This is a genomic window from Paenibacillus sp. PK1-4R, from assembly GCF_030369595.1.
In the GTDB taxonomy this organism is placed as follows: Bacteria; Bacillota; Bacilli; order Paenibacillales; family Paenibacillaceae; genus Paenibacillus.
Window position 1 is genome coordinate 50,059 of record NZ_CP126535.1, and the last position, 24,073, is coordinate 74,131.

General features: G+C 48.6%; 22 protein-coding genes. All 22 read left to right on the top strand.

The features are described 5' to 3' along the window. Window positions 1-120: 120 nt before the first annotated feature. The 22 genes from spoVT to cysK all read left to right on the top strand — a co-directional run bounded on the left by spoVT (window position 121) and on the right by cysK (window position 23,962). A complete protein-coding gene (gene spoVT, locus QNO02_RS00235; protein ID WP_036606123.1) occupies window positions 121-663 on the top strand; it encodes a stage V sporulation protein T in 543 nt (180 codons plus the stop codon). 165 nt (window positions 664-828) lie between these two features. After that, window positions 829-2,586, top strand: a complete 1,758-nt coding sequence (locus QNO02_RS00240) for a putative polysaccharide biosynthesis protein (protein ID WP_289390808.1) — start codon at window positions 829-831, stop codon at window positions 2,584-2,586. Window positions 2,587-2,736: 150 nt separating this feature from the next. Next, on the top strand, window positions 2,737-4,230 hold the full coding sequence (yabN, locus tag QNO02_RS00245) for a bifunctional methyltransferase/pyrophosphohydrolase YabN (RefSeq protein WP_091039112.1): 1,494 nt from the start codon (window positions 2,737-2,739) through the stop codon (window positions 4,228-4,230). Window positions 4,231-4,539: 309 nt separating this feature from the next. Continuing rightward, window positions 4,540-4,812, top strand: a complete 273-nt coding sequence (locus QNO02_RS00250; RefSeq protein WP_017691362.1) for an HU family DNA-binding protein — start codon at window positions 4,540-4,542, stop codon at window positions 4,810-4,812. Beyond that, complete coding sequence (locus tag QNO02_RS00255) at window positions 4,812-5,090, top strand: RNA-binding S4 domain-containing protein (protein WP_017691361.1); 279 nt, start codon at window positions 4,812-4,814, stop codon at window positions 5,088-5,090. Before QNO02_RS00250 ends, QNO02_RS00255 begins: the two co-directional genes overlap by 1 nt. Before the next feature lie 173 nt (window positions 5,091-5,263). Continuing rightward, a complete protein-coding gene (yabP, locus tag QNO02_RS00260; protein WP_036606119.1) occupies window positions 5,264-5,548 on the top strand; it encodes a sporulation protein YabP in 285 nt (94 codons plus the stop codon). Further along, window positions 5,545-6,114: a spore cortex biosynthesis protein YabQ gene (gene yabQ / locus QNO02_RS00265; protein ID WP_289390809.1), complete on the top strand. Its 570-nt coding sequence runs from the start codon at window positions 5,545-5,547 to the stop codon at window positions 6,112-6,114. Before yabP ends, yabQ begins: the two co-directional genes overlap by 4 nt. Window positions 6,115-6,125: 11 nt before the next feature. Next, window positions 6,126-6,461, top strand: a complete 336-nt coding sequence (locus QNO02_RS00270) for an FtsB family cell division protein (protein ID WP_017691358.1) — start codon at window positions 6,126-6,128, stop codon at window positions 6,459-6,461. Between the two features lie 198 nt (window positions 6,462-6,659). Next, window positions 6,660-7,190, top strand: a complete 531-nt coding sequence (locus tag QNO02_RS00275) for a S1 domain-containing RNA-binding protein (protein WP_017691357.1) — start codon at window positions 6,660-6,662, stop codon at window positions 7,188-7,190. 473 nt (window positions 7,191-7,663) lie between these two features. Continuing rightward, complete coding sequence (spoIIE, locus tag QNO02_RS00280; protein WP_289390810.1) at window positions 7,664-10,171, top strand: stage II sporulation protein E; 2,508 nt, start codon at window positions 7,664-7,666, stop codon at window positions 10,169-10,171. Between the two features lie 85 nt (window positions 10,172-10,256). Continuing rightward, window positions 10,257-11,009, top strand: a complete 753-nt coding sequence (locus QNO02_RS00285) for a VWA domain-containing protein (RefSeq protein WP_091039116.1) — start codon at window positions 10,257-10,259, stop codon at window positions 11,007-11,009. After that, window positions 10,993-11,940 carry a serine/threonine protein kinase gene (locus tag QNO02_RS00290; protein WP_091018319.1) on the top strand — a complete coding sequence of 316 codons (948 nt, stop codon included), beginning with the start codon at window positions 10,993-10,995 and terminating at the stop codon, window positions 11,938-11,940. The genes QNO02_RS00285 and QNO02_RS00290 overlap by 17 nt, the downstream gene beginning before the upstream one ends. Window positions 11,941-11,984: 44 nt before the next feature. Continuing rightward, window positions 11,985-13,424, top strand: a complete 1,440-nt coding sequence (tilS, locus tag QNO02_RS00295; RefSeq protein WP_091039118.1) for a tRNA lysidine(34) synthetase TilS — start codon at window positions 11,985-11,987, stop codon at window positions 13,422-13,424. A gap of 52 nt (window positions 13,425-13,476) precedes the next feature. After that, the gene (gene hpt / locus QNO02_RS00300) at window positions 13,477-14,016 is read left to right on the top strand and encodes a hypoxanthine phosphoribosyltransferase (RefSeq protein WP_017691352.1); all 540 of its coding nucleotides are present in this window, start codon (window positions 13,477-13,479) and stop codon (window positions 14,014-14,016) included. A 100-nt stretch (window positions 14,017-14,116) separates the two neighbouring features. Continuing rightward, on the top strand, window positions 14,117-16,162 hold the full coding sequence (gene ftsH / locus QNO02_RS00305) for an ATP-dependent zinc metalloprotease FtsH (protein ID WP_091039119.1): 2,046 nt from the start codon (window positions 14,117-14,119) through the stop codon (window positions 16,160-16,162). Window positions 16,163-16,461: 299 nt separating this feature from the next. Next, window positions 16,462-17,400: a quinolinate synthase NadA gene (gene nadA, locus QNO02_RS00310; RefSeq protein ID WP_289390811.1), complete on the top strand. Its 939-nt coding sequence runs from the start codon at window positions 16,462-16,464 to the stop codon at window positions 17,398-17,400. Between the two features lie 35 nt (window positions 17,401-17,435). Then, on the top strand, window positions 17,436-19,070 hold the full coding sequence (gene nadB / locus QNO02_RS00315) for an L-aspartate oxidase (protein WP_091039122.1): 1,635 nt from the start codon (window positions 17,436-17,438) through the stop codon (window positions 19,068-19,070). Continuing rightward, window positions 19,067-19,933, top strand: coding sequence for a carboxylating nicotinate-nucleotide diphosphorylase (gene nadC / locus QNO02_RS00320; RefSeq protein ID WP_091039124.1), 867 nt, complete (start codon window positions 19,067-19,069; stop codon window positions 19,931-19,933). The genes nadB and nadC overlap by 4 nt, the downstream gene beginning before the upstream one ends. A gap of 6 nt (window positions 19,934-19,939) precedes the next feature. Beyond that, complete coding sequence (locus QNO02_RS00325; protein ID WP_026081372.1) at window positions 19,940-20,710, top strand: type III pantothenate kinase; 771 nt, start codon at window positions 19,940-19,942, stop codon at window positions 20,708-20,710. A gap of 73 nt (window positions 20,711-20,783) precedes the next feature. Continuing rightward, complete coding sequence (hslO, locus tag QNO02_RS00330; RefSeq protein WP_091039125.1) at window positions 20,784-21,704, top strand: Hsp33 family molecular chaperone HslO; 921 nt, start codon at window positions 20,784-20,786, stop codon at window positions 21,702-21,704. 23 nt (window positions 21,705-21,727) lie between these two features. Next, complete coding sequence (locus QNO02_RS00335) at window positions 21,728-22,678, top strand: peptidyl-prolyl cis-trans isomerase (RefSeq protein WP_133387505.1); 951 nt, start codon at window positions 21,728-21,730, stop codon at window positions 22,676-22,678. Window positions 22,679-23,023: 345 nt separating this feature from the next. Continuing rightward, complete coding sequence (gene cysK, locus QNO02_RS00340; RefSeq protein WP_036668448.1) at window positions 23,024-23,962, top strand: cysteine synthase A; 939 nt, start codon at window positions 23,024-23,026, stop codon at window positions 23,960-23,962. Window positions 23,963-24,073: the final 111 nt, after the last annotated feature.

A 24,073-nucleotide genomic window follows, 5' to 3' on the forward strand; every position in this document is an offset into this window, starting at 1 on the left:
GAAATGGGAACAGATGAATACTATGGTCAAGATATCACACTAAACGTTCTGGGACTTTCCTCTACCCATTAAGGAACAGTAGTTGAAAAATCTTCTCGAGAAAGTGGGGCAACATGTGAAATGAAAGCTACTGGTATTGTCCGCCGTATAGATGACCTTGGTCGTGTGGTCATTCCAAAAGAAATCCGCCGTACGTTACGTATTCGTGAAGGTGATCCACTGGAAATTTTCGTGGATCGTGATGGAGAAGTTATCCTTAAAAAATATTCGCCAATTGGCGAACTTGGTGATTTTGCCAAAGAATATGCAGAATCCCTGTATGAGAGTACAGGACATGTAACGATGATTTCTGACCGGGATACCATTATCACGGTGGCAGGTGGTTCGAAAAAAGAGTATTTGGACAAGCAGGTTGGTCAACTGTTAGAGGGATGTATGGAAAACAGAAAGACCATTTTGGAAACAAACAATGGTTCTTATGAGCTTAGCAAAGATCATGACGAGACGTTATCCTCTTTTGTTATTGCGCCGATTATTTCAGGTGGTGACCCCATCGGAACGGTTATTCTGTTCAATAAGGATGAATCAGTTAAGATGTCTCAGATGGAAGTGAAGATGTCTGAGACGGCTGCTGGTTTCCTTGGCAAGCAAATGGAACAATAGACCGCAGATCAACTCCTGGTGCCCTGTCTTGGGCATACGGGAGTTTTTGCATTTTAAAGGACAACGAGTTAATCCGGAAGATTGTGATGGGGGAGGGTTAGTCTGTGTGCCTTCAGGCAGTTATAATAGCAAGGTATGCTTAAAAGGATTACGCGGGAGGGACTTATGAAACAGCCGTCTACAGGCTCAAGGCTGCTACAGGGTGCATTTGTACTTGGGCTTGCTGCCATTATCTCTAAAATTATTGGTGCTTTTCAGAAGATTCCGCTGCAGAATCTGGGGGGAGACGGTGTATTTGGCATTTACAATACGGTGTATCCGTTATATATGCTCATTATCACGCTTGCTGCTGCAGGACTGCCTCTGGCCGTATCCAAATTCGTAGCAGAACAGAACGCACTCGGAAGACCAGACGAGAGCAGAAGAATTATTCGACTATCTTCCCTACTGCTCGGGGGAATTGGAATGATAATGGCGCTCTTGATGTATGCAGGTGCGCCGCTGATCGCTGACATGATTGGCAATCACCATGTGGTTCCATCGATTCGTGCAGCTTCATGGGCTTTGTTGTTCGTTCCGGTGATGACAGGGCTGCGTGGATATTTTCAGGGATTACAGCAGATGGTTCCAACAGCGGTATCACAAGTGGTGGAGCAGACGATACGTGTCACCGTCATGATTGTTCTGCTTCTGTGGTTGATGAGACGGGACGCTTCGCTTGAGACGATTGCCGCTGGTGCCATGATGGGCTCCGTTGCCGGCGGAATGGTTGGGCTGCTTACCATGTTAGGGTACATGGTCCGTCATCGGCGGAAAGGCAAGGAAGGGCGAACCGGGCAATTGGATTCGGAATGGAGCAGTAAAGGTGGAGAGGTTGGATCAGAACGTCAGGAGCGTCAAGAGTATCAGGATCATAGGCCGGTTACGCCACAGAAGAAAACGGTGAGTGCTGTTAACCCCGCTCTGGCAGAACAATCACGATCCAATGGTGAGTGGATCAAGACGCTGCTCATATATGCCATTCCCGTCTGTTTTGGGTCACTCGCCGTGCCGTTGATGAATCTGGTGGATACCTTCACCGTGCCACGGCTTCTACGGGGAGAAGGACTGGATGAGCTCCAGTCAATGGTTTCCTTCGGCATCTACAACCGTGGATTGCCGCTGGTTCAACTGGTGACGATGCTGGCCACGTCACTATCTGTGCTGTTTATTCCGGCGATGGCGGAAGCCCGGTTAAAGGGCGGGCCAGAAGCCGTCCGGCAGCAAGCAGGCCTCGCGCTGCGCTGGTTCTGGTTGATCGGCCTGGCGGCATCCGCGGGTCTCGCGGTGCTGGCGGAGCCGATTAACCGCATGTTGTACGGAGATGCCGCAGGCACCGAAGCACTGCGGTACATGGCGCTGACGGCTGCGGGCAGCACCGTCAGCATTATTGCGGCGGCGCTGCTGCAAGGCCTCGGCGCCGTGCGCGCACCCGCGTTCAGCATGCTGGCCGCCGCAGGCGTCAAGGCGCTGCTGAACGTTATGCTTGTGCCGGCGCTGGGCATCAGCGGCGCGGCCCTGGCAGGCGCAGTCGCCTACATGCTGGCGGCTGGCCTGAATGTGGCGCTGCTGGCGCGACTTGTCGCCCTGCGCCCTGCCCCTGGCGCCGTCCTGGCGAAGCCGGCGCTGGTGATTGCCGCCATGAGTCTGGCGGCGGTAGGCACGGCCTGTGCCGCCGAAGCGGTACTCGGCGGCATGGGTATCGCGGCCGACCGCCGGCTGGCCGCGATGGGCGTGAGCCTGCTGGGCATTGCCGCAGGCTCGGCCGTGTTCTTGCTGGCGGCGGCCCGGACAGGGCTACTGACCGCCGCGGAGCTGGCGGCTGTGCCCAAGGTGGGGCCTCGCCTTGCCAAGCTGCTGCGCAGACTGCGTGTGCTGCGCTAGCTCCATGCTTACGGTGCTTCTATACCCAGCACAGCTAATATGCAATTATAGGATATCGAATGATTCTGGTATAATACGTGTAATTAGTCCTGTTCAGGCACGATGAATCAGTGAGCTTGCAACAGGATAGTCCGGATGGAGGTTTACGTAATGAGTGCAGCTTTAACCGTAGTGGGTCTTGGATCTGGAGATGCAGACCAACTGACCGTAGGTATTATCAAAAAAATGAAACATGCAGCTACGCTGTATGTACGCACCCTGGATCATCCCGTATTGAATGATCTGAAGCAAGAGGGACTAGAGATGACATCATTTGATGGCATCTATGAGGCGAAGTCCTCCTTCCCCGAGGTGTATGATGAGATCGCGAATCAACTGATAGAAGCCGCTCGCAAGGGTGAGGCCGGAACGGAGATTGTGTATGCCGTACCCGGTCATCCCATGGTGGCAGAAGCAAGTGTACGCCTGCTCAAAGAGCGTTGTCCGCAGATGGGTATCTCATTGCGTGTCATGGGCGGGGAGAGCTTCCTGGATGAAGCTTTTATACGACTTGGATTCGATCCAATCGAAGGGTTTCAACTTCTGGATGCCAGCAGCCTGAACACGGAACTGGTACAACCACAGTTACATACGTTGATCGGACAAGTCTACGATGTGTTCACTGCTTCGGATGTGAAGCTATGCCTGATGGAGGTTTACCCGGATGATTATCCGGTATTTGTTGGTCACGCGTTGGGTGTACAGGGCCAGGAGGTCATTCACAAGATTCCATTGCACGAACTGGACCGGATCGAAGGGTATGGCAATCTGTCACTAATCTATGTACCGAAGAACACCGATGATGCCTTGCGTCGTCGATCCTTTGCGCGTTTGCATGAGATCGTCAATATTCTTCGCAGTCCGGGTGGCTGTCCGTGGGATCAGGAGCAGACGCATCAATCCATTCGCAAAAACCTGATTGAAGAGACCTATGAGGTCATTGAGACAATCGATGAGGATGACCCCGACCATATGAAAGAAGAGCTGGGTGATCTGCTGCTGCAGATTTTATTGCACTCCCAGATGGAAGAAGAAGTGGGCACATTTAATGTGTATGATGTCATCGAAGGTTTGAATGATAAGCTGATCTTCCGCCATCCACATGTGTTTGGCGATAATCAAGCAGAAGATGCGAATGAAGCTCTTCAGAACTGGGAACAGATGAAAGCAGAGGAGAAGAAGCGCAAAGGCCAGGATCAGGAGAAAGTTTCCGTGCTGGATGGTATACCGCGTGACTTGCCTGCATTGATGAAGGGATACAAGCTACAGAAGAAAGCAGCCAAGGTGGGCTTTGACTGGGATGATGTTGAAGGTGTGTTTGCCAAGATCGAGGAAGAATTGGCGGAGTTGAAAGAAGCGGTGCAACAAGGCCAGTCTGCGGAAGAACGGAAGCTTGAACTGGGGGATTTATTATTCGCAGCCGCGAACGTTGCAAGATTCATCGATACGGACCCGGAAGAGGCACTCGCTGCGACCAACCGGAAGTTCGTTGGGCGGTTCCAGTATATCGAGGAGCGTTTGCGTGAACTGGGAAGAACACCAGCAGATAGCAATGTAGAAGAGATGGAGCAATTCTGGCAGGATGCGAAGAAGGCAGGATTATAAAGGGTTCAATTTTCTGGGAAAAGCCAGATAACTTTATTCCATTCATGCTATGCAGTGTGTTATGATAATACGAACATGTGTTCATCTGTGTAAACTGGAGTTGGTGTTTAGCGACGAATGGTTTCGGGTACTGGTCTTAGACTGTTGCCTGCGGACCATCGACAAAAAGCTAAAAAAAGTCGCGGACCAAGGCAGGATTTCAGATACCAAGCCAGAATACATGTGTAGTGACCTAACGCGAATCAGCGGCAATCGATGTATTGTCAGGAATCGCAGATACTTTTTTTTCAATTTGGGAGGCTTTTAAAAATGAACAAAACAGATCTGATTAACAACATTTCAACCAAAAGTGGTTTGACTAAAAAAGACGTTGAGTCCGTATTGAACGGCTTTTTGGGAGAAATTACAGATGCACTTGCCAGCGGAGACAAAGTACAATTGATCGGCTTTGGCACTTTTGAGACCCGCAAACGTTCCGGTCGTACCGGACGTAACCCACAAACAGGGAATGAAATCGTGATTCCTGAGTCCACTGTTCCTGCATTCAAAGCAGGCAACAAACTTAAAGAAGCCGTAAAATAATGCGTCTTGATAAATTCCTGAAGGTCTCCCGGCTAATCAAACGCCGTACTGTGGCCAAGGACGTCTCTGAACAGGGACGTGTTCTGGTGAACGGACGTGAAGCAAAGCCCAGCGCCGCTGTCAAAGTGGGCGATGAGCTGACGGTTCAGTTCGGTCAGAAACTGGTCACCGTGAGGGTGGAACGAATTGCTGAGAGTACCAAGAAGGATGAGGCGAGCAGCCTCTACACCTTGGTGAAGGAAGAGCCGATCGCCAAGGATAACGGGATGAACTGGTAACAGTACATCTGGTATTAAATATTCATTCAATGCAAGTTGAATCGAAACGTCCTCCTGTAACAGGGAAGGGCGTTTTTGTTTTTTACTGGATGCCGGGTTATTTGTTCAACAACGCTGGTTCTATTCCAACCTCCACACCCATAAGCTAGGTGTAAGAAGGAGGGGTACATGCCATGGTTGAGCACGGTAAGGCCAAACAGCATCATCTGAGCATGCAGAATCGGAAACTGCTGGATCTGACGGGTGTCTCCAACGTGGAGAGCTTCGACAGTGAGGAATTTTTGCTGCAGACTGAACTTGGGCATCTGACCATCCGGGGGCACAATTTACATATCAAAAACCTGAGCCTGGAGGAAGGTCTGTTATCCATTGAAGGCACAGTCAGTTCGCTCCAATATCTGGACCCCGGTTCCCAGTCCAAAAATGGTAAAGGCCTGTTTGGCAAGATGTTCCGATGAGTCCGGATACTCAATGGATCACATTGATGTGGATGCTTACCTCGGGGGTCGTGATGGGAATGGCCTACGACAGTTACCGGGTACTGTCCGGACAGCTGCGGTTTCCGAGATGGAGTATACACACGCTCGATCTGTTGTACTGGGTTGCTTCCGCGCTGTTCGTTTTTCGGATGCTATACGCCGGAAACCACGGACAGTTGCGGTTTTATGTCTTTTTGGGGCTGATTATAGGGGTTTGCTTCTATTTTTGGCTTTTAAGTGTTACAACCCAGCGTTTTGTGGTAATGTTAATTAAACTCGCAAGAACGCTGATTCATTGGTGTGGACATATCCTTAACATCCTGATCGTTATGCCGGTTAAAGGAATTTTTAAGTTAATTCGCGTATTATTCGGTTTTGTAATTGCGATACTATTATTCCTGGGCAGGCTGGTGCTGCAGTGTTTGGTACCTTTCGGCAAGTTGTTCCGCTGGATGTTTAGGCCGCTCCTGAAACATTGGGTAACGCCACGCTTCATGATCCGTGTGGGTACAAGAATTGCAGCGATGTGGAAACGCTGGTTTTAAGGAGGTCCGTAATGGGTAAAACACCTGTGGGCAGATCAAAGGCTCCAACTAACCAAGGAAAATCTGCCGGTGCAAAAAGGCGCCTCATGCTTTGGATGACGTTTATGATTGTATTTGTAATATGGGCAGGATATACATTCCTTGTGCAGACTGCACAAATTTCGGACAAGAGTTCTCATCTGGCCACTCAGCAAGCTTCAAAGGAAGATACGTTGAAGAAGCTGGAACAGTTGAAGTACGAAGTCAGCCGGTTGAATGACCCTGAATACATAGGACAGCTGGCACGGAAAAAAGGATATTATCTTCCTGAGGAAACGCCGATCCAGGTTGAAGAGTCAGGGAACTGATGGAATTTGGTCTATTACCGAGCTAGGTTTGTTATCCGTGTGTCTGAAGCCGTTAAACCGGAAAAAATAGGCTCTCTGATGGGGTAGTGTTCAGTTGACCTTGGTTTACGGCATAAGGTATAATTACATTAGCGCAGCATTGATTTTGGCATTCAAAAAATCGGGTTGTATATTTTTAAGGGAGGATCATTTTATTCTATGGCAATTGAAGTGGGCACCAAGTTAGAGGGCAAGGTGACAGGAATCACGCATTTTGGAGCATTTGTGGATCTGTCAGGAGGTGTCACGGGTCTCGTTCACATCTCGGAAATCGCCGACAATTACGTCAAAGATGTCAACGACCACCTGAAGCTGAATGACCTCGTTACAGTGAAGGTTATCAACGTTGACAAGGATGGCAAGATCGGACTTTCCATTAAGCAAGCTGTTGACAAACCGGTTGAGCAACAAACCCAATCTAGACCCCCGAGAGCTCCTAGACCGGAACGCAGTGGAGGAGATCGCGAACGATTCAGCGGCGGAGGCCCAAGTGGTGGCCAAGGTCGTGGTGGTGGCGGCGGTGGATTTAACCGTGGTGACCGCGGAGGCCGTTCTTTCAAGCCCGCAGCAGGCAAACCTTCATTTGAGGATAAAATGTCACGCTTCCTGAAAGATAGTGAAGAGCGGATCTCTTCGCTTAAGAAGAACACAGAAGGCAAACGCGGAGGCCGTGGAGCCAAGCGTGTGTAATCTGTCACAACCTGATCTAAACATATAAGTAAAACCGTTAGCCTATGGGCTAACGGTTTTTTTGCGTTTCTTTCACAGATAAGTAGTTGAATAGCTTTTTTTGTAAGGTGAAGCTCCATATCCCCAGTTTTTCTGCACGGCAAAATGGAACCATAAGAACATTTGTCGTCTACCATTTTTTACCGACAGGTTTCCGTGGCATTCCACAGTTATCCTGCTCAAATGATGGCGAGACCAAACCATCTCCGGTTCAAAATCAGACATTCCGATTGTCGGAATCAAGTAGGAGAATGAATGAAACCACAATAAGGCCGGGGGTTTCGCTCCACCGCGCCAGGCTTGTTTCTTTTGTCGTAAACTTTTTGGACCCTGCCCACCTATTCTGACAAACTACGTCTTCTAATCTATCTATAATCAGAACCATCGAGAACGAAACACGAAAATTCAAATTAATCGAATGGGGTGCCTTGAGGATGATGGAAAAGTGGAATGTCATTCAATTTCCGGGAATGAAAGCAGGTAAAGGAGGTACGGAAGCTCGGGAGGAGCTGTCGGTACGTCTGAAACAATGGCTTGGCTCCCGCAAGGCTGTCCAAATGGTTGCTTCCCGCAAATGGGTACTGCTGCTCACGTTTATGGGGTTTTTGCTCGGAAAGGCAATGATCCTGAATGAGTTATCTCCCTTTGCCATTGCATACTTCGCCGTAATTGCTTTCATGCGCAGGGATTACATCATTCCGGTAGGCGCCGCTCTACTCGCAGGGAGTCTATTTGCACCGTTTCCGGTACCCCTCATTGTTGCATCGGAGATCGCCATCTTTTATCTGCTCTTCCGTGGACTGGAGTCATATGATCGTGCTGAATTATCTTATGCGCCAACGATGGTGTTTACGACTACATTTATGGTGAAATTATTCGCGGTTGTGATCGGACCATCCTTCAGCTGGTACGCCATGCTGATGCTCACGATGGATTCGGTATTAAGTTTCGTGCTCACCCTTGTTTTTATACAAGCCATACCAATCTTCACTTACCGCAAAAAAAAGTTCAGCCTAAAGAACGAGGAGATCCTCTGCCTGATCATATTGCTCGCTTCCGTTATGACGGGAGCCGTAGGGTGGACCATTCAGTCCTTATCCGTCGAGCATATGCTCTCCCGTTATCTCATATTAATCTTTGCGCTGGTGGGCGGAGCCCCCCTCGGAGCCTCAGTTGGGGTCATTACCGGCTTGATTCTGAGTCTGGCTGACATGTCAGCGGTGTATCAGATGAGCCTGCTTGCTTTTGCCGGGATGCTGGCGGGTATGCTTCGAGAGGGCAAACGTGCGGCGGTTGCACTGGGCATGCTGCTGGGTTCGTCCATTCTATCCATATATCTGGGCGGACCGGGCGATGTTATGAACTCATTATGGGAGACGTGTGCAGCTATCGTACTGTTCATGTTGACACCTAAAAGCCTGATGACGGCCATATCCAAATATGTACCGGGTACGCAGGATCATACGAAATCCCAGCATGAGTATGCCAAACGAATACGGGATATCACGGCAGAACGGGTAACCCGGTTCTCGCAGGTATTCCGTCAATTGTCACGCAGCTTTGATCAGATGTCCGGTGCAGGGGAGCAGGTACAGAAAGAAGGTGGAATGGACCATTTCATGAATGCGGTTGCCGAGGGCACATGTGCCAGCTGCTTCAAGCGTACACAATGCTGGGATGCGAAGTTTATTCAAACCTACAAATATATGACGGACGTGATGAGTACGATTGAGGGAAACCCGGAGATCTCAGGCAAGCAGATTCCAGTGGACTGGAACAGGGTGTGTGCGAAACCGGAAGAGGTCCTTGAAGTCATGCGTGCCCAGTATGGACTGCATCAACATAACATGCAATGGAAGCGCCAAATTATCGATAGCCGGCAGCTGGTTGCAGAGCAATTGTCCGGTGTATCTCAGGTCATGGAGGACCTGGCCAAAGAAATTCAGCGGGAAAGTGAGGAGATGGTACAGCAGGAGGAGCAGATTCGGGACGCATTGGAGTCACTGGGCTTGTCCATTCACTCCATTGAGATCATCAATCTGGAAGCGGGCAACGTAGAGATTGAGATTGTACATGCATATACACGTGGATTCGATGAGTGCCGGAAAATGATAGCTCCGCTGATCTCGGATGTACTGGACGAGCATATTGCCGTCTTGCATGAGACCATGACCGATCCTCGTCAGGGACTGGCAACCGTCACGTTTGGTTCGGCCAAAACTTTCGAGGTGACCACGGGTGTTGCTGCCGCCGCAAAAGGGGGAGATGTGATGTCAGGCGACAGCTTCAGTACGGTTGAGTTAGGCAACGGCACATTCGCGGTGGCGCTCAGTGATGGAATGGGCAATGGAGAACGGGCACGGATGGAGAGCAGCGCGGCGCTGAACATATTGGAACAGTTGCTACAGTCCGGCATGGACGAGAAACTGGCGATCAAATCTGTGAACTCCGTTCTGATGCTGCGCTCCCCTGAAGAGATGTATGCCACAGTAGATATGGCGCTGATTGATGAATATACGGCAGAGACAACGTTTATGAAAATTGGCTCAACGCCAAGTTTTATCAAAAGAGGACAGGAGGTTATTCAGGTTTCAGCCAGCAATTTGCCAATCGGTATTATTAAGGATATTGAAGTGGATCTGGTGACGGTACAGCTTCAGCCGGGTGATATCCTCATTATGATGACAGATGGCATCTATGATGCACCGGGGTATGCTGTGAACAAAGAGTTATGGATGAAACGGCTCATTCAAGAGATTGATACAGATGACCCGCAAGATTTGGCCGATTGCCTGCTTGAAAGTGTCATAAGATATCAGCAGCATGAAATTTTGGATGATATGACCGTCGTTGTTGGAAAAGTAGAGCATTTCCGCCCTGAATGGGCCACACTGCGTGTGCCTGGCATCAACCGGATGGAGCGTCCACGGACCGTCAGCTAATTGCATATTCTTCTGTTTGAAGTCTCTTCATTCTGGCAATGCTAGTCATAGAGTTGGAGAGTAACGAATAACGGAGGGATATCGGATGAAGCAAATCTTATTGATCACCGACGGTTGTTCCAATGTAGGACCAAGTCCGGTGCTGGCAGCGGCCGAAGCACAGGAAGAGGGGATTACGGTAAATGTGGTTGGCGTGATTGATTATGGAACCATTGGTGAGTTGGGTAGTCGGGAGATTGAGGATATTGCCAGAGCCGGAGGTGGAATCAGCCAAATTGTAGGTACACGGCAGCTTGCCCATACCATGCAGATGATGACAAGGAAAACGGTGGTTCAGACTATTCAGCAGGCGGTTAATAGAGAGTTAACACAAATTTTGGGAGAGAAGGAGCCCAAAACGGTAACCGATCTGGAGCCTGCACAACGCGCCCGGGTCGTGGAAGTGATGGATGATATGGCTGAAACTACAGCCTTACAGGTTATATTGCTAATAGACGTCAGTGCCAGCATGAAGCCCAAACTGGCTGCGGTAGAAGAAGGCATTCGTGATTTAATGTTGAGTTTGCAGGCGCGTATAGGTCAGAGCAAGCTTTCCGTATTTCATTTTCCGGGACGACACAGTGGAGAAGATGCGGTAATGGATATTGACTGGACAACGGATCTGGGCCGTGTCCGGTCCTTGTTTGGAAGGTTGCAGATGAAGGGTGCAACGCCGACAGGTCCTGCAATTCAGAAGGTGATTGATTTTTACCGTTATGGTACACTGGAGAAACAGCAGGAAATAGAAGGGAACTATCGCATTGAAAGAGAAGGGATGCTCGGTGACAACGTTGTCTGACGCCTCTTTCCCGCCAGGAACAGTGGTTACAGGGAAATGGAATCGCAGTCGTTACACGATTCGGAAGCTACTGGGCAAAGGAGCTAATGGCATCGTTTTTCTTGTCCAACGGGGTGAAAATGGCAAACACTACGCGCTAAAAATGGGATTTGATCCGGTTGATCTGCAATCGGAAGTCAATGTGCTCAAATCTTTTCAACTACAGCGTAATCATGAGGCCCTTCGGCAGAGCGGCATTCCTTCCTATCTTAAAGATGTGGATGATTATGCCGTTCGTGGCCGGGATATTCCCTTTTATGTGATGCGTTACGTTAGAGGTGAGGCACTTCATCACTTCATTCGGCGTCAGGGGACAGACTGGACACTTCTGGTGGGACTTAGACTCTTGCAGAAGCTGGCACAATTGCATCAGGCGGGATGGGTGTTTGGTGATCTCAAACCTCAGAATGTGTTGGTATCCGACTATGGGCAGGTGGAATTGATCGACTACGGCGGAGTTACGTCTATTGGTCGAAGCGTCAAACAGTTCACTGAATGGTATGATCGGGGCTTCTGGAATGCAGGCAGCCGTACGGCAGATGGTACCTATGATGTATTTGCATTTGCATTATTGTTGATTCATGTACTTGAAGCAGACGCGCTCAAGGCACTGGCAGCCGAAGGATTACCGCAACTGCGAAGTGTGAATCAGCTCGTAGCGCTGGTGGAGCGCAGTGAACGACTGGGTCCTTTTCGCAATTGGACGAATCAGGCTTTACGAGGTCAGTTTCGTGATGCAGGTCATGCGGCACAAGGGTGGAAGGAAATGATGGCACGCCCCACGCCTCTCCGCCGTCGTTCCAAAAGTACAACACCGCGCTGGCTCAAGAACGCATTTGCTGTATCTGTGATATTACTTATTGGAGTGCTCATCTATGCACTACTTTTTTGATCTGTGAGAGTGCATATACATAACGCAAGGAATGAGGAACAGGTATGGAGGCTTTACGCTGGAACATGCTGGTGAAGAACGTGCTGGATGCAGCGGAAGAGCATCAGTTATGGGTTCCCGGGGATCGGATTGTCGTCGCAGTATCGGGCGGGCCGGACTCGGTAGCTTTTTTGCATATCATGCACGAGATCAGCATGCGGCATGTCCCGCTTGAATTAATCTGTGCCCATGTACATCATGGTTTCCGGACCGAATCTGATGACGAAGCGGAGAAAATGATGGAACTGGCACAGCAGCTTGGTATTACATTTGAATGGACCAAGGCCGATGTACCTTCATATATGGAGCTGACGGGTCAAGGACCGCAGGAAGCAGCTCGCAACAAGCGATATGCCTTTTTGCACGAAGTGGCTTCCAAATATAATGCGGCAAGCATCGCTTTGGCACATCATGCGGATGATCAGGCGGAGACGGTCATGCTTCATTTGCTTCGTGGAACCGGCTTGTCGGGACTCTCAGGGATGAAGTTTAAAAGACGAGAAAAAAATGTGGAACTTATTCGTCCATGCCTTCGTATAAACAAGACAGACCTTGTAGAAGCTTGTAATACCCAGGGTTTTATGTATTTCAATGATGAGAGCAACGCCCTGCGTAAATATCGGCGTAATGCCATTCGCTTGGATGTGCTTCCTTTTTTGGGGCAGTATAATGGACAACTCACGCCGTCATTGAATCGGCTTGCCGAAATTGTGGGTGATGAAGACGATTTCATGGAGCAGAGTGCATATGACACATACAGGTGTCTAGTGCAGGTGAACGGCGGAAGGCAAACCTTTGAGGTGCCTTCCTTCTTGAAGTTACATGTCGCTTTACAACGAAGGTTGATTAAACTAATATTGAATTATCTGCCTTTGGACAGTGATTTTGTCGACTTTACCCGTATAGAAACCATTCGACGCAAGGTCATGGAGACCCATGTGACGACCTGGAGCCTGGATATAGGACAGACACTCGCCTGCACTCGGGAGTATAATCTGATTTCTTTTGGCATACGGACGGACGTACAGGATCAATCTTACGAGTATCGTCTTGCGCAATGGAGTGGAACTTATGAGCTTTCACTCACCCCAATTAACCGGCATATTCGGTTGATGACGGTGAGTCCCGAGGACTATCATGTACCGGAATCGGCGGATCAAGCCGCGTTTGATGCGGATCAACTGCTTATGCCGCTGGTTGTGCGTTCACGGTTACCTGGAGATACCATGAAAGTGATGGGATTAAACGGAAGCAAAAAGGTGAAAAATATTTTCATCGATGAGAAAATCCCCCCATCTGTCCGTCCACGTATTCCTGTGGTATGTGATGGAGCAGGTCATATCATCTGGTTACCGGGTGTTCGACGGTCCAATGTGGCTCCTGTCAGGGAGGGCACTTCCGCAATCCTGTACATGACTGTAGGCGATTCAGCGATTCAGGGGTAGTGGTTATGGTTCAGGTAAGGCTTTCATAGTATAACTTAGGAGGTTCGCACAGTTGCAGAACGACATTCAGGAAGTATTGATCAGTGAAGAAGAAATTCAGAGTAAAGTCAAGGAATTAGGCGCAACACTAAGTGCCGAATATGCAAATCGCAATCCTTTGGTCATTTGTGTGCTCAAGGGTGCGTTTATATTTATGGCTGATTTGGTTAAAAACATAACGGTACCTGTTGAAATGGATTTTATGGCGGTATCCAGTTACGGCGCTTCCACCAAGTCATCAGGTGTTGTCAAAATCATTAAGGATCTGGATGTATCCGTTGAAGGACGGGAAGTTCTGATTGTCGAAGATATTATCGACAGCGGACTTACACTCAGCTATCTGATTGAACTGCTAGAAAACCGCGGTGCCGAGTCGGTGCGTGTGGTTACGCTGTTCGACAAGCCTTCAGGTCGTAAAGTTGAGTTGGAAGCTCATTACACAGGCTTTGACATTCCTGACGCGTTCATCGTTGGTTACGGTTTGGATTTTGCGGAGAAGTACCGGAACCTGCCCTATATCGGGATTTTGAAGCCGGAAGTCTATAGTAGCTAATATCCTGCCCGACCCAAGCCTTGAGCTGTTCTTGGCTTCTGTTGAGAAGCCATGTCGGGCTATGTTAAAATAATTAAAGTGTCTCGAGAGGAGGTAGGGGATGAATCGGTTCATCCGGAATTCTGGTTTTTATTTGATTCTTTTTTTAGTTGTGGTGGGGATAGTCCAGTTCGTCAGCAATGGCGGCGAAGCCACCGATAATCCTAGATATGATCAGTTGCGTGCAGCGATCAAAGCCAACAATGTCTCTGAATTGACGGTTCAATTCAACGGTCAAACGTATCTCGTGACCGGTCAATACAAGAAGGCACCTGATGGCGCCAAATCAGAAAATTTCTCAACGTATATTCCTCCTACGGATGAGGCAATTAGTGAGCTTGTAGCTGCAAGTGAAACTAACAATTTCCAATATCATCAGGAGCCAATGAAAGGTGACAGCATCTGGTTGACGTTGCTGACTTCCTTTATTCCTTTGATCATTATGTTCCTGCTGTTCTTCTTCCTGTTTAATCAGGCTCAAGGCGGCGGCGGTAAAGTAATGAACTTTGGTAAAAGCCGTGCTCGTCTCTACAATGAAGAGAAGAAGCGGGTTACATTTGAAGATGTTGCGGGTGCTGACGAAGAGAAACAGGAACTTGTTGAGGTTGTAGACTTCCTCAAGGACCCTCGTAAATTCGCAGCAGTAGGTGCACGGATTCCTAAGGGCGTATTGCTCGTAGGTCCTCCAGGTACCGGTAAAACGTTGCTCGCTCGTGCCGTAGCCGGTGAAGCGGGTGTACCATTCTTCAGTATTTCAGGTTCCGACTTCGTTGAGATGTTTGTCGGTGTCGGTGCATCACGTGTACGTGATTTGTTTGAAAATGCGAAGAAAAATGCGCCATGTATCATCTTTATCGATGAGATTGATGCTGTAGGACGTCAGCGTGGTGCTGGTCTTGGTGGTGGTCACGATGAGCGTGAGCAAACACTCAACCAGTTGCTCGTTGAAATGGACGGTTTCGGAGCTAACGAAGGTATTATCATCGTAGCTGCAACGAACCGTGCAGATATTTTGGACCCTGCCTTGCTGCGTCCAGGACGTTTTGACCGTCAAATTACGGTTGACCGCCCTGATGTAAGAGGTCGTGAAGCTGTCCTGAAAGTACATTCCCGTAATAAACCACTGACCAAAGATGTGAAAATGGATATTATCGCGAAGCGTACAACAGGTTTCTCTGGTGCGGATTTGGAGAATCTCTTGAACGAAGCGGCATTGCTTGCAGCGCGTCGTAACCGTAAAGATATTTCCATGAAGGAAGTTGACGAAGCGATTGACCGTGTCATCGTTGGTACGGAGAAGAAAAGCCGTGTCATCAGTGATCGCGAGAAACGAATCGTTGCTTATCACGAAGCAGGTCATACCATTGTAGGATATTTCCTCGAACATGCTGATATGGTACATAAAGTGACCATTATTCCGCGCGGACGTGCGGGTGGATATGTAATCATGTTGCCAAAAGAAGACCGTATGCTGGTTACCAAGCAGGAACTGTTGGATAAAGTAACCGGACTTCTCGGGGGTCGTGTAGCTGAAGAATTGTTCATCGGAGAAATTGGTACTGGTGCATACAGTGACTTCCAGCAAGCGACAGGTATTGTTCGCAGCATGGTTATGGAATACGGTATGAGTGAGAAATTGGGACCTATGCAATTCGGAAGTTCACAAGGACAGGTATTCCTTGGTCGGGATATCGGTCATGAACAGAATTACTCGGATTCCATTGCTTATGAGATTGATCAGGAAATGCAACGCTTTATCAATGACTGTTATGAGAAGTGTAAAGACTTGCTTGTTAAACATTCAAAAGAGATGCACCTGATCGCTCAAACTTTGCTTGAGGTAGAGACTTTGGAAATGGATCAGATCAAGCAATTGATCGAAACAGGTTCTTTGACTCCAAAAGCAGAGAATGACAATGATGGTGAAGGCACACCAACTGAAGGCGGAGAGCCAATCATCGACAACATCGGTGATGTGCGTGTCCGTATTCAAGGTAAAGATGAAACGCCTGAGCCACCAGCCGGAGATATTCCAAACGAAGCTCCGAATCTGGAAAAGGGTAATAACAATAACCCGGATGATGGCGGAACAAAGCCAACGTCTTAATGTATAATACATCTGGCTAGGATAGCAGGTGAAATCAAGAGAGCCCCTGGGGCTCTCTTTTTTTATCCATTATTTTAAAAGAGGATAGATAAAGATAAACGGGAGTTAGATGGCGAACCAGTTAGCAAACAGGTGGTTACAGCGCTGTTCCGGGCCTTTTTCATTTATTGACAGAGTCGTGAACGTTGTGTAAATTAGTTGTTAAACCGCTTGTGATTCGTTTCTCAAGCGAAGATAACGACTTAGGTTAGCCCACGAAACAGCGCATGACGCTGTCCCGATAAAGGAGAGGATCACAGGTGGAAGCTCTGGCTTTAGAGCGCAAGGCTGAGATGAACCGCGAGCTGCGTGCGCGGCTTATGGAGTTGAAGAAGGAACGTAATGCCATTATTCTTGCCCATTATTATCAACGTGACGAAGTACAGGAGGTTGCCGACTTCCGTGGAGATTCGTTTCTGTTAGCCCAGAAGGCAGCACAAACAGATGCGGATGTGATCGTTTTCTGTGGTGTTCATTTTATGGGTGAAAGCGCTAAAATTCTTGCGCCAAATAAAACAGTTATTATCCCGGACGAACGTGCGGGCTGCCCAATGGCAGATATGGTGAATGTGGATGGACTACGCAAATTGAAAGCACAACATCCTAATGCCAAGGTGGTTACGTATATCAATTCCTCGGCTGAGATCAAAGCAGAGACTGACATCTGTTGTACATCGGCGAACGCAGTCCGGGTTATTCAATCGGTGGATTCCGACGAAATTATCTGGGTACCGGATAAAAACCTGGGACATTATGTGCAGCAGCATACAGACAAGAAAATGATTATCTGGGAAGGTTATTGCAACACTCACGATATGCTTACAGTCAAAGATGTGGTGGAGATGAGAGCCAAGCATCCAAATGCAGAGTTTGTTGTCCATCCAGAGTGTCGCCCTGAGGTTGTAGAAATGGGTGATTTTGTAGGCAGCACAACAGCTATTCTGGAGTATTGCAAAAATTCAGCAGCGAAGGAATTTATCGTAGGTACCGAAGATGGTACAGGATATCAGCTTCGTCTGGATAGTCCGGATAAACAGTTCCACTTTGCTACCAAGTTCCTCGTATGTCCCAACATGAAGGTGAACAACTTGAAGAAACTGGTGAAATGCCTGGAAACGATGAAGCCGCAAATCTACGTGCCACCGGCCGTTGCCGACAAAGCCAGAGAATCACTAGAGCGCATGTTGTTGGTAAAGTAGGATGCGCTACTCTTGCTCCAAGACAGGTGAATAACATGATACCGCAATATTTAGTTGATTTTGATCTGTCTGCGCTACCCATGGTAGAGACGGATGTACTGGTTATAGGCTCAGGGATTGCTGGTTTGTTTACTGCCATTAAGGCAAGTGAACAACAACGTGTGTTAATGATCACGAAGAAGTCATTACTTGAAAGTAACACCAGATATGCGCAGGGGGGCATCGCTGCGGTTATTGCTGAGGATGATTCACCTGCTTACCACTTGCAGGATACACTTGTAGCAGGAGCGGGCTTATGCCGCTCCGAAGCGGTAGAGGCATTGGTGAATGAGGGTCCGGACGGAGTGAAGGAACTGATTCGTTTGGGTACTTTATTTGATCTGGAGAACGGCGAGTTGGCGTTGACGCAGGAAGGTGCGCATAGCCACCGCCGTATTTTGCATGCCAACGGAGATGCAACAGGATATGAGATTGTACGTGCGCTTGCGGTCGAAGTGAATGAACATCCCGGAATTGAAGTATGGGATGAGCATTTTGTTATTGACCTGATTACAGATCGAGGGGAATGCATTGGCGCTCTGGTTCAGAAGGATGACGGATCGCAAGTGTTCGTGAAGGCACAGGCCACTGTGCTCTGCTCTGGTGGGGCAGGACAACTGTACCGATACACGACGAATCCGGATGTAGCTACTGCCGATGGTGTAGCCATGGCCTATCGGGCTGGGGCTATTGTTCGTGACATGGAATTTATCCAATTCCACCCCACCTCTCTTTGTTACCCGGGGGCCCCGCGTTTCCTTGTGTCAGAAGCCGTACGCGGCGAAGGGGCATATTTGCGCAATGTGAAGGGCGAGCGCTTTATGGATCGTTATCATGCCCAGCTTGAACTGGCCCCACGCGATATCGTGGCACGAGCGATTGTTAGTGAGATGGAGTCCACCAACAGTACCTTTGTGTACTTGGACATTACGCATGAACAACCAGAGATGATCAAGCATCGGTTCCCTACCATATATGAGACTTGTATGCGTTATGGATTGGACATGACAACGGACTGGATTCCCGTTGCACCTGCTGCCCATTACATGATGGGTGGAGTGAAAACGGATCTTAGTGGAGAGAGCAGCATCTCCCGGTTATTTGCTTGTGGTGAGGTGTCTTCTACAGGAGTGCACGGAGCTAATCGCCTGGCAAGTAACTCTTTATCAGAAGCGATTGTATTTGGGCGGAGAATTGTTGATCGTATTCAATCTCTTCCTCCGCTTGGTTTATTACAAGTAAGAGGGGCTGCGCCTTCATCTGTAGAGATGAATAACAAGATCAATAAGATCACGGAAGAGCAAAAGCCGGTATCCGAAAGACGTTTACGACTACAGAAAATGATGGTTCGTCAGGTAGGCTTGCGCCGGAATGGTGAGGATCTGCAGAAGGCCATGGACAAGCTGCAACAGGAATTGCAATTTTTTGATCAGACTCTCACCCATAAGGAAGAGCTGGAGTATGCCAACCTTCTGACCTGTGCCTGGTTAGTTACCAGCGGAGCATTACACCGCGAGGAGAGTCGGGGGGCTCACTATCGTGAGGATTTCCCGGCGCGTGATGATATCGTGTGGCAGAAGCATAGTCTGCAGCAGCGAGAACAAGCGATTGTGGAGGAATTGATGTCATGATACTGAATGGATATAATGAAGGGCTTATCGAATCAATCAAAAACTGGCTTCGTGAAGATGTTGGTGCAGGTGACGTTACAACAAGTGTGACGATCCCAGCAGGCAACCAATCTAAGGCCATTATACATGCCAAAGACAATGGTGTTATTGCAGGCATGACCGTAGCTGAACTTGTATTTCAGGTCGTTGATCCTGATCTTGTATTTACACCGAAGGTAACAGACGGAGACAAGGTTACCCATGGCACGATTTTGGCCGAGGTAGAGGGAAGTACACATTCTCTGCTTACGGGGGAACGACTGGCACTTAACTTGCTGCAACGTATGTCCGGAATAGCTACGCGTACGCGTGCCTACGTGGATGTGCTGGATGGTCTTGAGACCAGGCTTGTGGATACACGTAAGACAACGCCTGGCCACCGATTACTTGAGAAATATGCAGTGCGCGTGGGTGGCGGAGCGAATCATCGATTTGGACTGTACGATGCCGTTATGATTAAGGATAACCACATCAAGGGTGCAGGCGGAATCACCGAGGCGGTACAGCGTGCGCGAACCGTTATCCCACATACGATGACGATTGAAGTGGAGACTGAAAATCTGGAGCAGGTGAGAGAAGCCTTGCAAGCCGGGGCAGATATCATTATGCTGGATAACATGCATCCAGAGCGGATGCGTGAAGCAGTTGAGCTTATTCGTGAACAGGCTCCTCATGTGAAGGTTGAAGCATCCGGTAACGTGTCCCTCCAGACCATTCGTGGTATTGCAGAGAGTGGTGTGGATGTAATTTCGGTTGGCAGGTTAACCTATTCCTTTGAGAGCCTGGATATTAGTCTGGATTTAAATGAAAAGAAAGAGGGGTGAACCTCTTTGATTCTAGTTGTAGACGTGGGGAACAGCAATATGGTGCTCGGCGTATATCAAGGCCGGGAATTGCTGCACCACTTTCGTCTGAGTACATCACGTCAGTCAACAGTGGATGAATACGGCGTATTGATTTATAATTTATTTCATATGTCCGGCATCAGGGCAAGTGACATCGAAGGTGTCATCATCTCATCTGTGGTTCCGCCACTGGTGAATGTAATCGAAGCGATGTGTGAGAAGTATGTAGGCAAAAAAGCTTTGCTTGTCGGGCCTGGTATCAAAACTGGCTTGAACCTGCGATATGAGAACCCTCGTGAAGTGGGTGCAGATCGTATTGTTAATGCAGTGGCAGCCGTTGAGAAGTATGGCGGCCCTCTCGTCGTGGTCGATTTTGGTACCGCAACGACCTTTGACTGTATTGACGAGAAAGGCCACTACCTGGGGGGCGCTATTGTACCTGGCATTCAGATCGCCACTGAAGCGCTCTATGAGCGGGCATCCAAGTTGCCTCGTATAGAGCTGGAGAAACCTAAAAAGGTCATTGGCCGTAATACTATTCATGCCATGCAAGCGGGTATTATATTTGGCTATGCAGGCCAGGTTGATGGTATTGTAGAACGTATTCGCGAGGAGATGGGAGCGAAGCCCCGAGTTATCGCGACGGGTGGTCTCGCTACACTTATCGCAGAAGAAACCCGTAGTATAGAGGAAGTTGATCCGCTGCTTACGCTTGAAGGGCTGCGTATTATATATGAGCGGAACCGGGAAAGGTGAGCATAGAGACGGCATACAGCGGGCTGAGATTACAGCTTAAGTGTTGTGCCGTTTTTTCTGTGTTACTACTATTATGGCGATACGCCAAAGGAGGCTGAATGACTTGGAAAACAACAACAAGCATGACCGGTTAATTCGTGGTACAGCAATGAATGGAAAGGTAAGAGCCTTTGCTATCCAGACTACGGAACTGGTTGAGGAACTACGCAGAAGACACGATACGTTTCCCACGGCTACAGCTGCCATGGGGCGTACGGTTACAACAGCAGCCATTATGGGTGCAATGCTCAAAGGTGAAGAGAAGTTAACGGTACAAGTCAACGGTGATGGCCCTATTGGACAGATTGTAGCTGATGCCAATGCCAAAGGCGAAGTACGAGGATATGTTTCTAATCCGCATGTACATTTGCCAAGCAATAGTGTGGGAAAACTGGACGTTGCAGGCGCGGTTGGAACGGAAGGCTTCATCAATATAACGAAGGATCTGGGACTGAAAGAACCATATCGTGGCAGTGTGCCTATTATTTCAGGAGAACTGGGCGAAGACTTTACGTACTACTTTGCTCAATCGGAGCAAACACCTTCTGCTGTAGGCGTTGGTGTGCTCGTTGATACGGATAATTCCGTTATTGTCGCAGGCGGATTCATTATGCAGCTGTTGCCGGGATTGACAGATCCAGAGATCACGGCGATCGAAAACGCCATTAGTACGTTGCCGCCAGTGACCACGTTGCTGGAGCAGGGGCTTGAATTGGAAGAGTTGCTTCGCCGATTGTTGCCAGATGTACAAGTGATGGAAGGATTGGATATTCATTTTAGCTGTGAGTGTTCACGTGAGCGGGTAGAGAAGACACTAATCAGCCTGGGCCAAACGGAGATGGAGCAATTAATTGAAGAAGAGGGCCGAGCTGAAGTGGTCTGCCAATTCTGTAATGAAGCCTATGACTTTAACAAAGAACAACTTGAGACCATCCTAGAGCAAGCCAAGAACTGATCTATGCGGGGACGGGATGCGGAATGACAAGACAGGAAAAAGGGTTGTGGACGGCTGTAATTGTCTTGACGCTAGGCATGCTGGTCATGGGTACAGTGATGGCTATGCATGGTCTCAGACAGGGCAAAGACGAGGCAGATGCATCCCATGATGCCAATACGGAAGAAGGAAGCACCGTAGCCACGATCAACGGAGAAGTTATCACGGACAAAGAGTGGACCGATGCGCTGAAACGACGTTACGGCAGTGAGTTATTACTCCAGATGTTAAACCGCAAAGCAGTATATGCCGAAGCTATTGAACGCAAGCTGATCGTCACCCCCCAAGAGATTGCAAGAGAACTAGCGGCCGCGATGGATGGGTACGATTCAGAGAAATCATATTATGACGAAATGAAGTCCCAGTTGGGTCTGTCCAAACAGGAACTTGAATTGGAAGCCGGCTACAGGCTGCTGCTTGAGAAAATCGCAACGATTGGCATACAGATCAAGGATGCAGATATTGAGCATTACTGGACTGAACACCGTGAGGATTACGTTTCCCCCGAGAAATATGACCTGTCCATCATCGTAGTGAAGGAAGAAGAGGAAGCCGATTCCTTACTGGATGCGTTGGAGAAGGGGGAAGACTTTGAAGAAGCTGCTCGCAAGCAATCGACAGACAGCTTCTCTCGTGATGCTGGTGGGAGGCTGGGATGGATTGAGCGTAATGATCCATTCCAGTCAGAAGAAATCCTTCAACTTGCTGCCGGGCTGGATGTAGGCGATATTGCCGGACCGGTTCGAGTGGAAGAAGGTTATGTTATTATCAGACTTAATGATAAAGAAGAACGCCAGGTGCAGTCGGCCGAAGAGGTCCGTGAGGAGATTCGAATGCAACTGGCTCTGAGTCAGGCTGATCCGTTGCCGCAGGTAGAGCAAATGCTGCGTAACAAGTATGAAGCCGTAATCCTGTCCGAGATTCCTGCCTCCTGAATTCAATGGAGAAGATTGTCTCGTACTGCTGCATCTTGATAAAAATACTCTGTCTGCGGTCTTAGGGCCAAAGGCAGAGTATTTTTTTTGAGTACTCATATTGACAATAAGGGTTAACGTTGATAAGATGAAAATAATAAATACCTACTCGTTTACTCGGATATAAATGATTAACTTATGAACAAAGAAACTTTCGGAAACCTCCGCCCTGTCTAGAAATCTTAGCAGTAAGGGATAGGATCAACAGGATTTCCGCAGTTCTTCTATAACAGCTAGAGGCTACCGGCCGCACAGTATAGGTTAACAGGACTCAAGTTTTATTCATCCACTAAGGAGGGCATTCATATGGCTAAAGTAGTTAATAACGTAACAGAACTCATCGGAGGTACTCCGCTTGTTCGTCTGAACCGTATCGTACCAGAAGGCAGTGCTGAAGTATTCGTGAAGCTGGAGTACCAGAATCCAGGTTCAAGCGTGAAAGACCGTATCGCAATTAGCATTGTGGAAGAAGCGGAAAAAGAAGGCAAGCTGAAACCGGGTGATACCATTATCGAAGCAACAAGTGGTAACACGGGAATTGGACTCGCGATGGTGGCTGCAGCCAAAGGCTACAAGTCCGTTATTGTAATGCCTGAGACGATGAGCTTGGAGCGTCGTAACTTGCTTCGTGCGTATGGTGCCGAGCTTGTGCTTACACCTGGAGCTGAAGGTATGAATGGTGCTGTTAAAAAAGCCGAAGAACTGCTCAAGGAAAATCCATCTTATTTCATGGCTGAGCAATTTAAAAATAAAGCCAACGTGAAGATCCACCGTGAAACGACTGGCCCTGAGATTGTTGAAGCAATTCAATCTGTGGGTGGTACGTTGGATGCTTTCGTTGCGGGAATTGGTACAGGCGGAACAATTACAGGTACAGGCGAAGTGCTGAAAGAAGCTTTCGCTGGTATTAAAATTGTTGCGGTTGAGCCAGCAGCTTCGCCAATTCTGGCGGGCGGCAAACCAGGACCACATAAGATCCAGGGGATTGGTGCCAACTTTATCCCTGAGATTCTGGATCAGGAAATCTATGATGAGATCATTCACATTGAGAATGATGATGCATTCGAGACGGCTCGTCAGGTAGCGAAGGAAGAGGGCATTCTGTCCGGTATTTCTTCCGGTGCGGCGATCCGTGCAGGTCTTCAGGTTGCGAAACAGTTGGGTGAAGGCAAGCGCGTTGTCGTAATCGTGCCAAGTAACGGCGAACGTTACCTCAGCACACCTCTTTACAACTTCGAAGGCTAAGTCTACAAATAACCAAACCAATCCTCCTTGCCCGTATGACGGGTATGGAGGATTTTTGGCGTAATGCTTTTAAAAGGGGCGGCGCTTTAGTATACTATCAGACAATAGAAC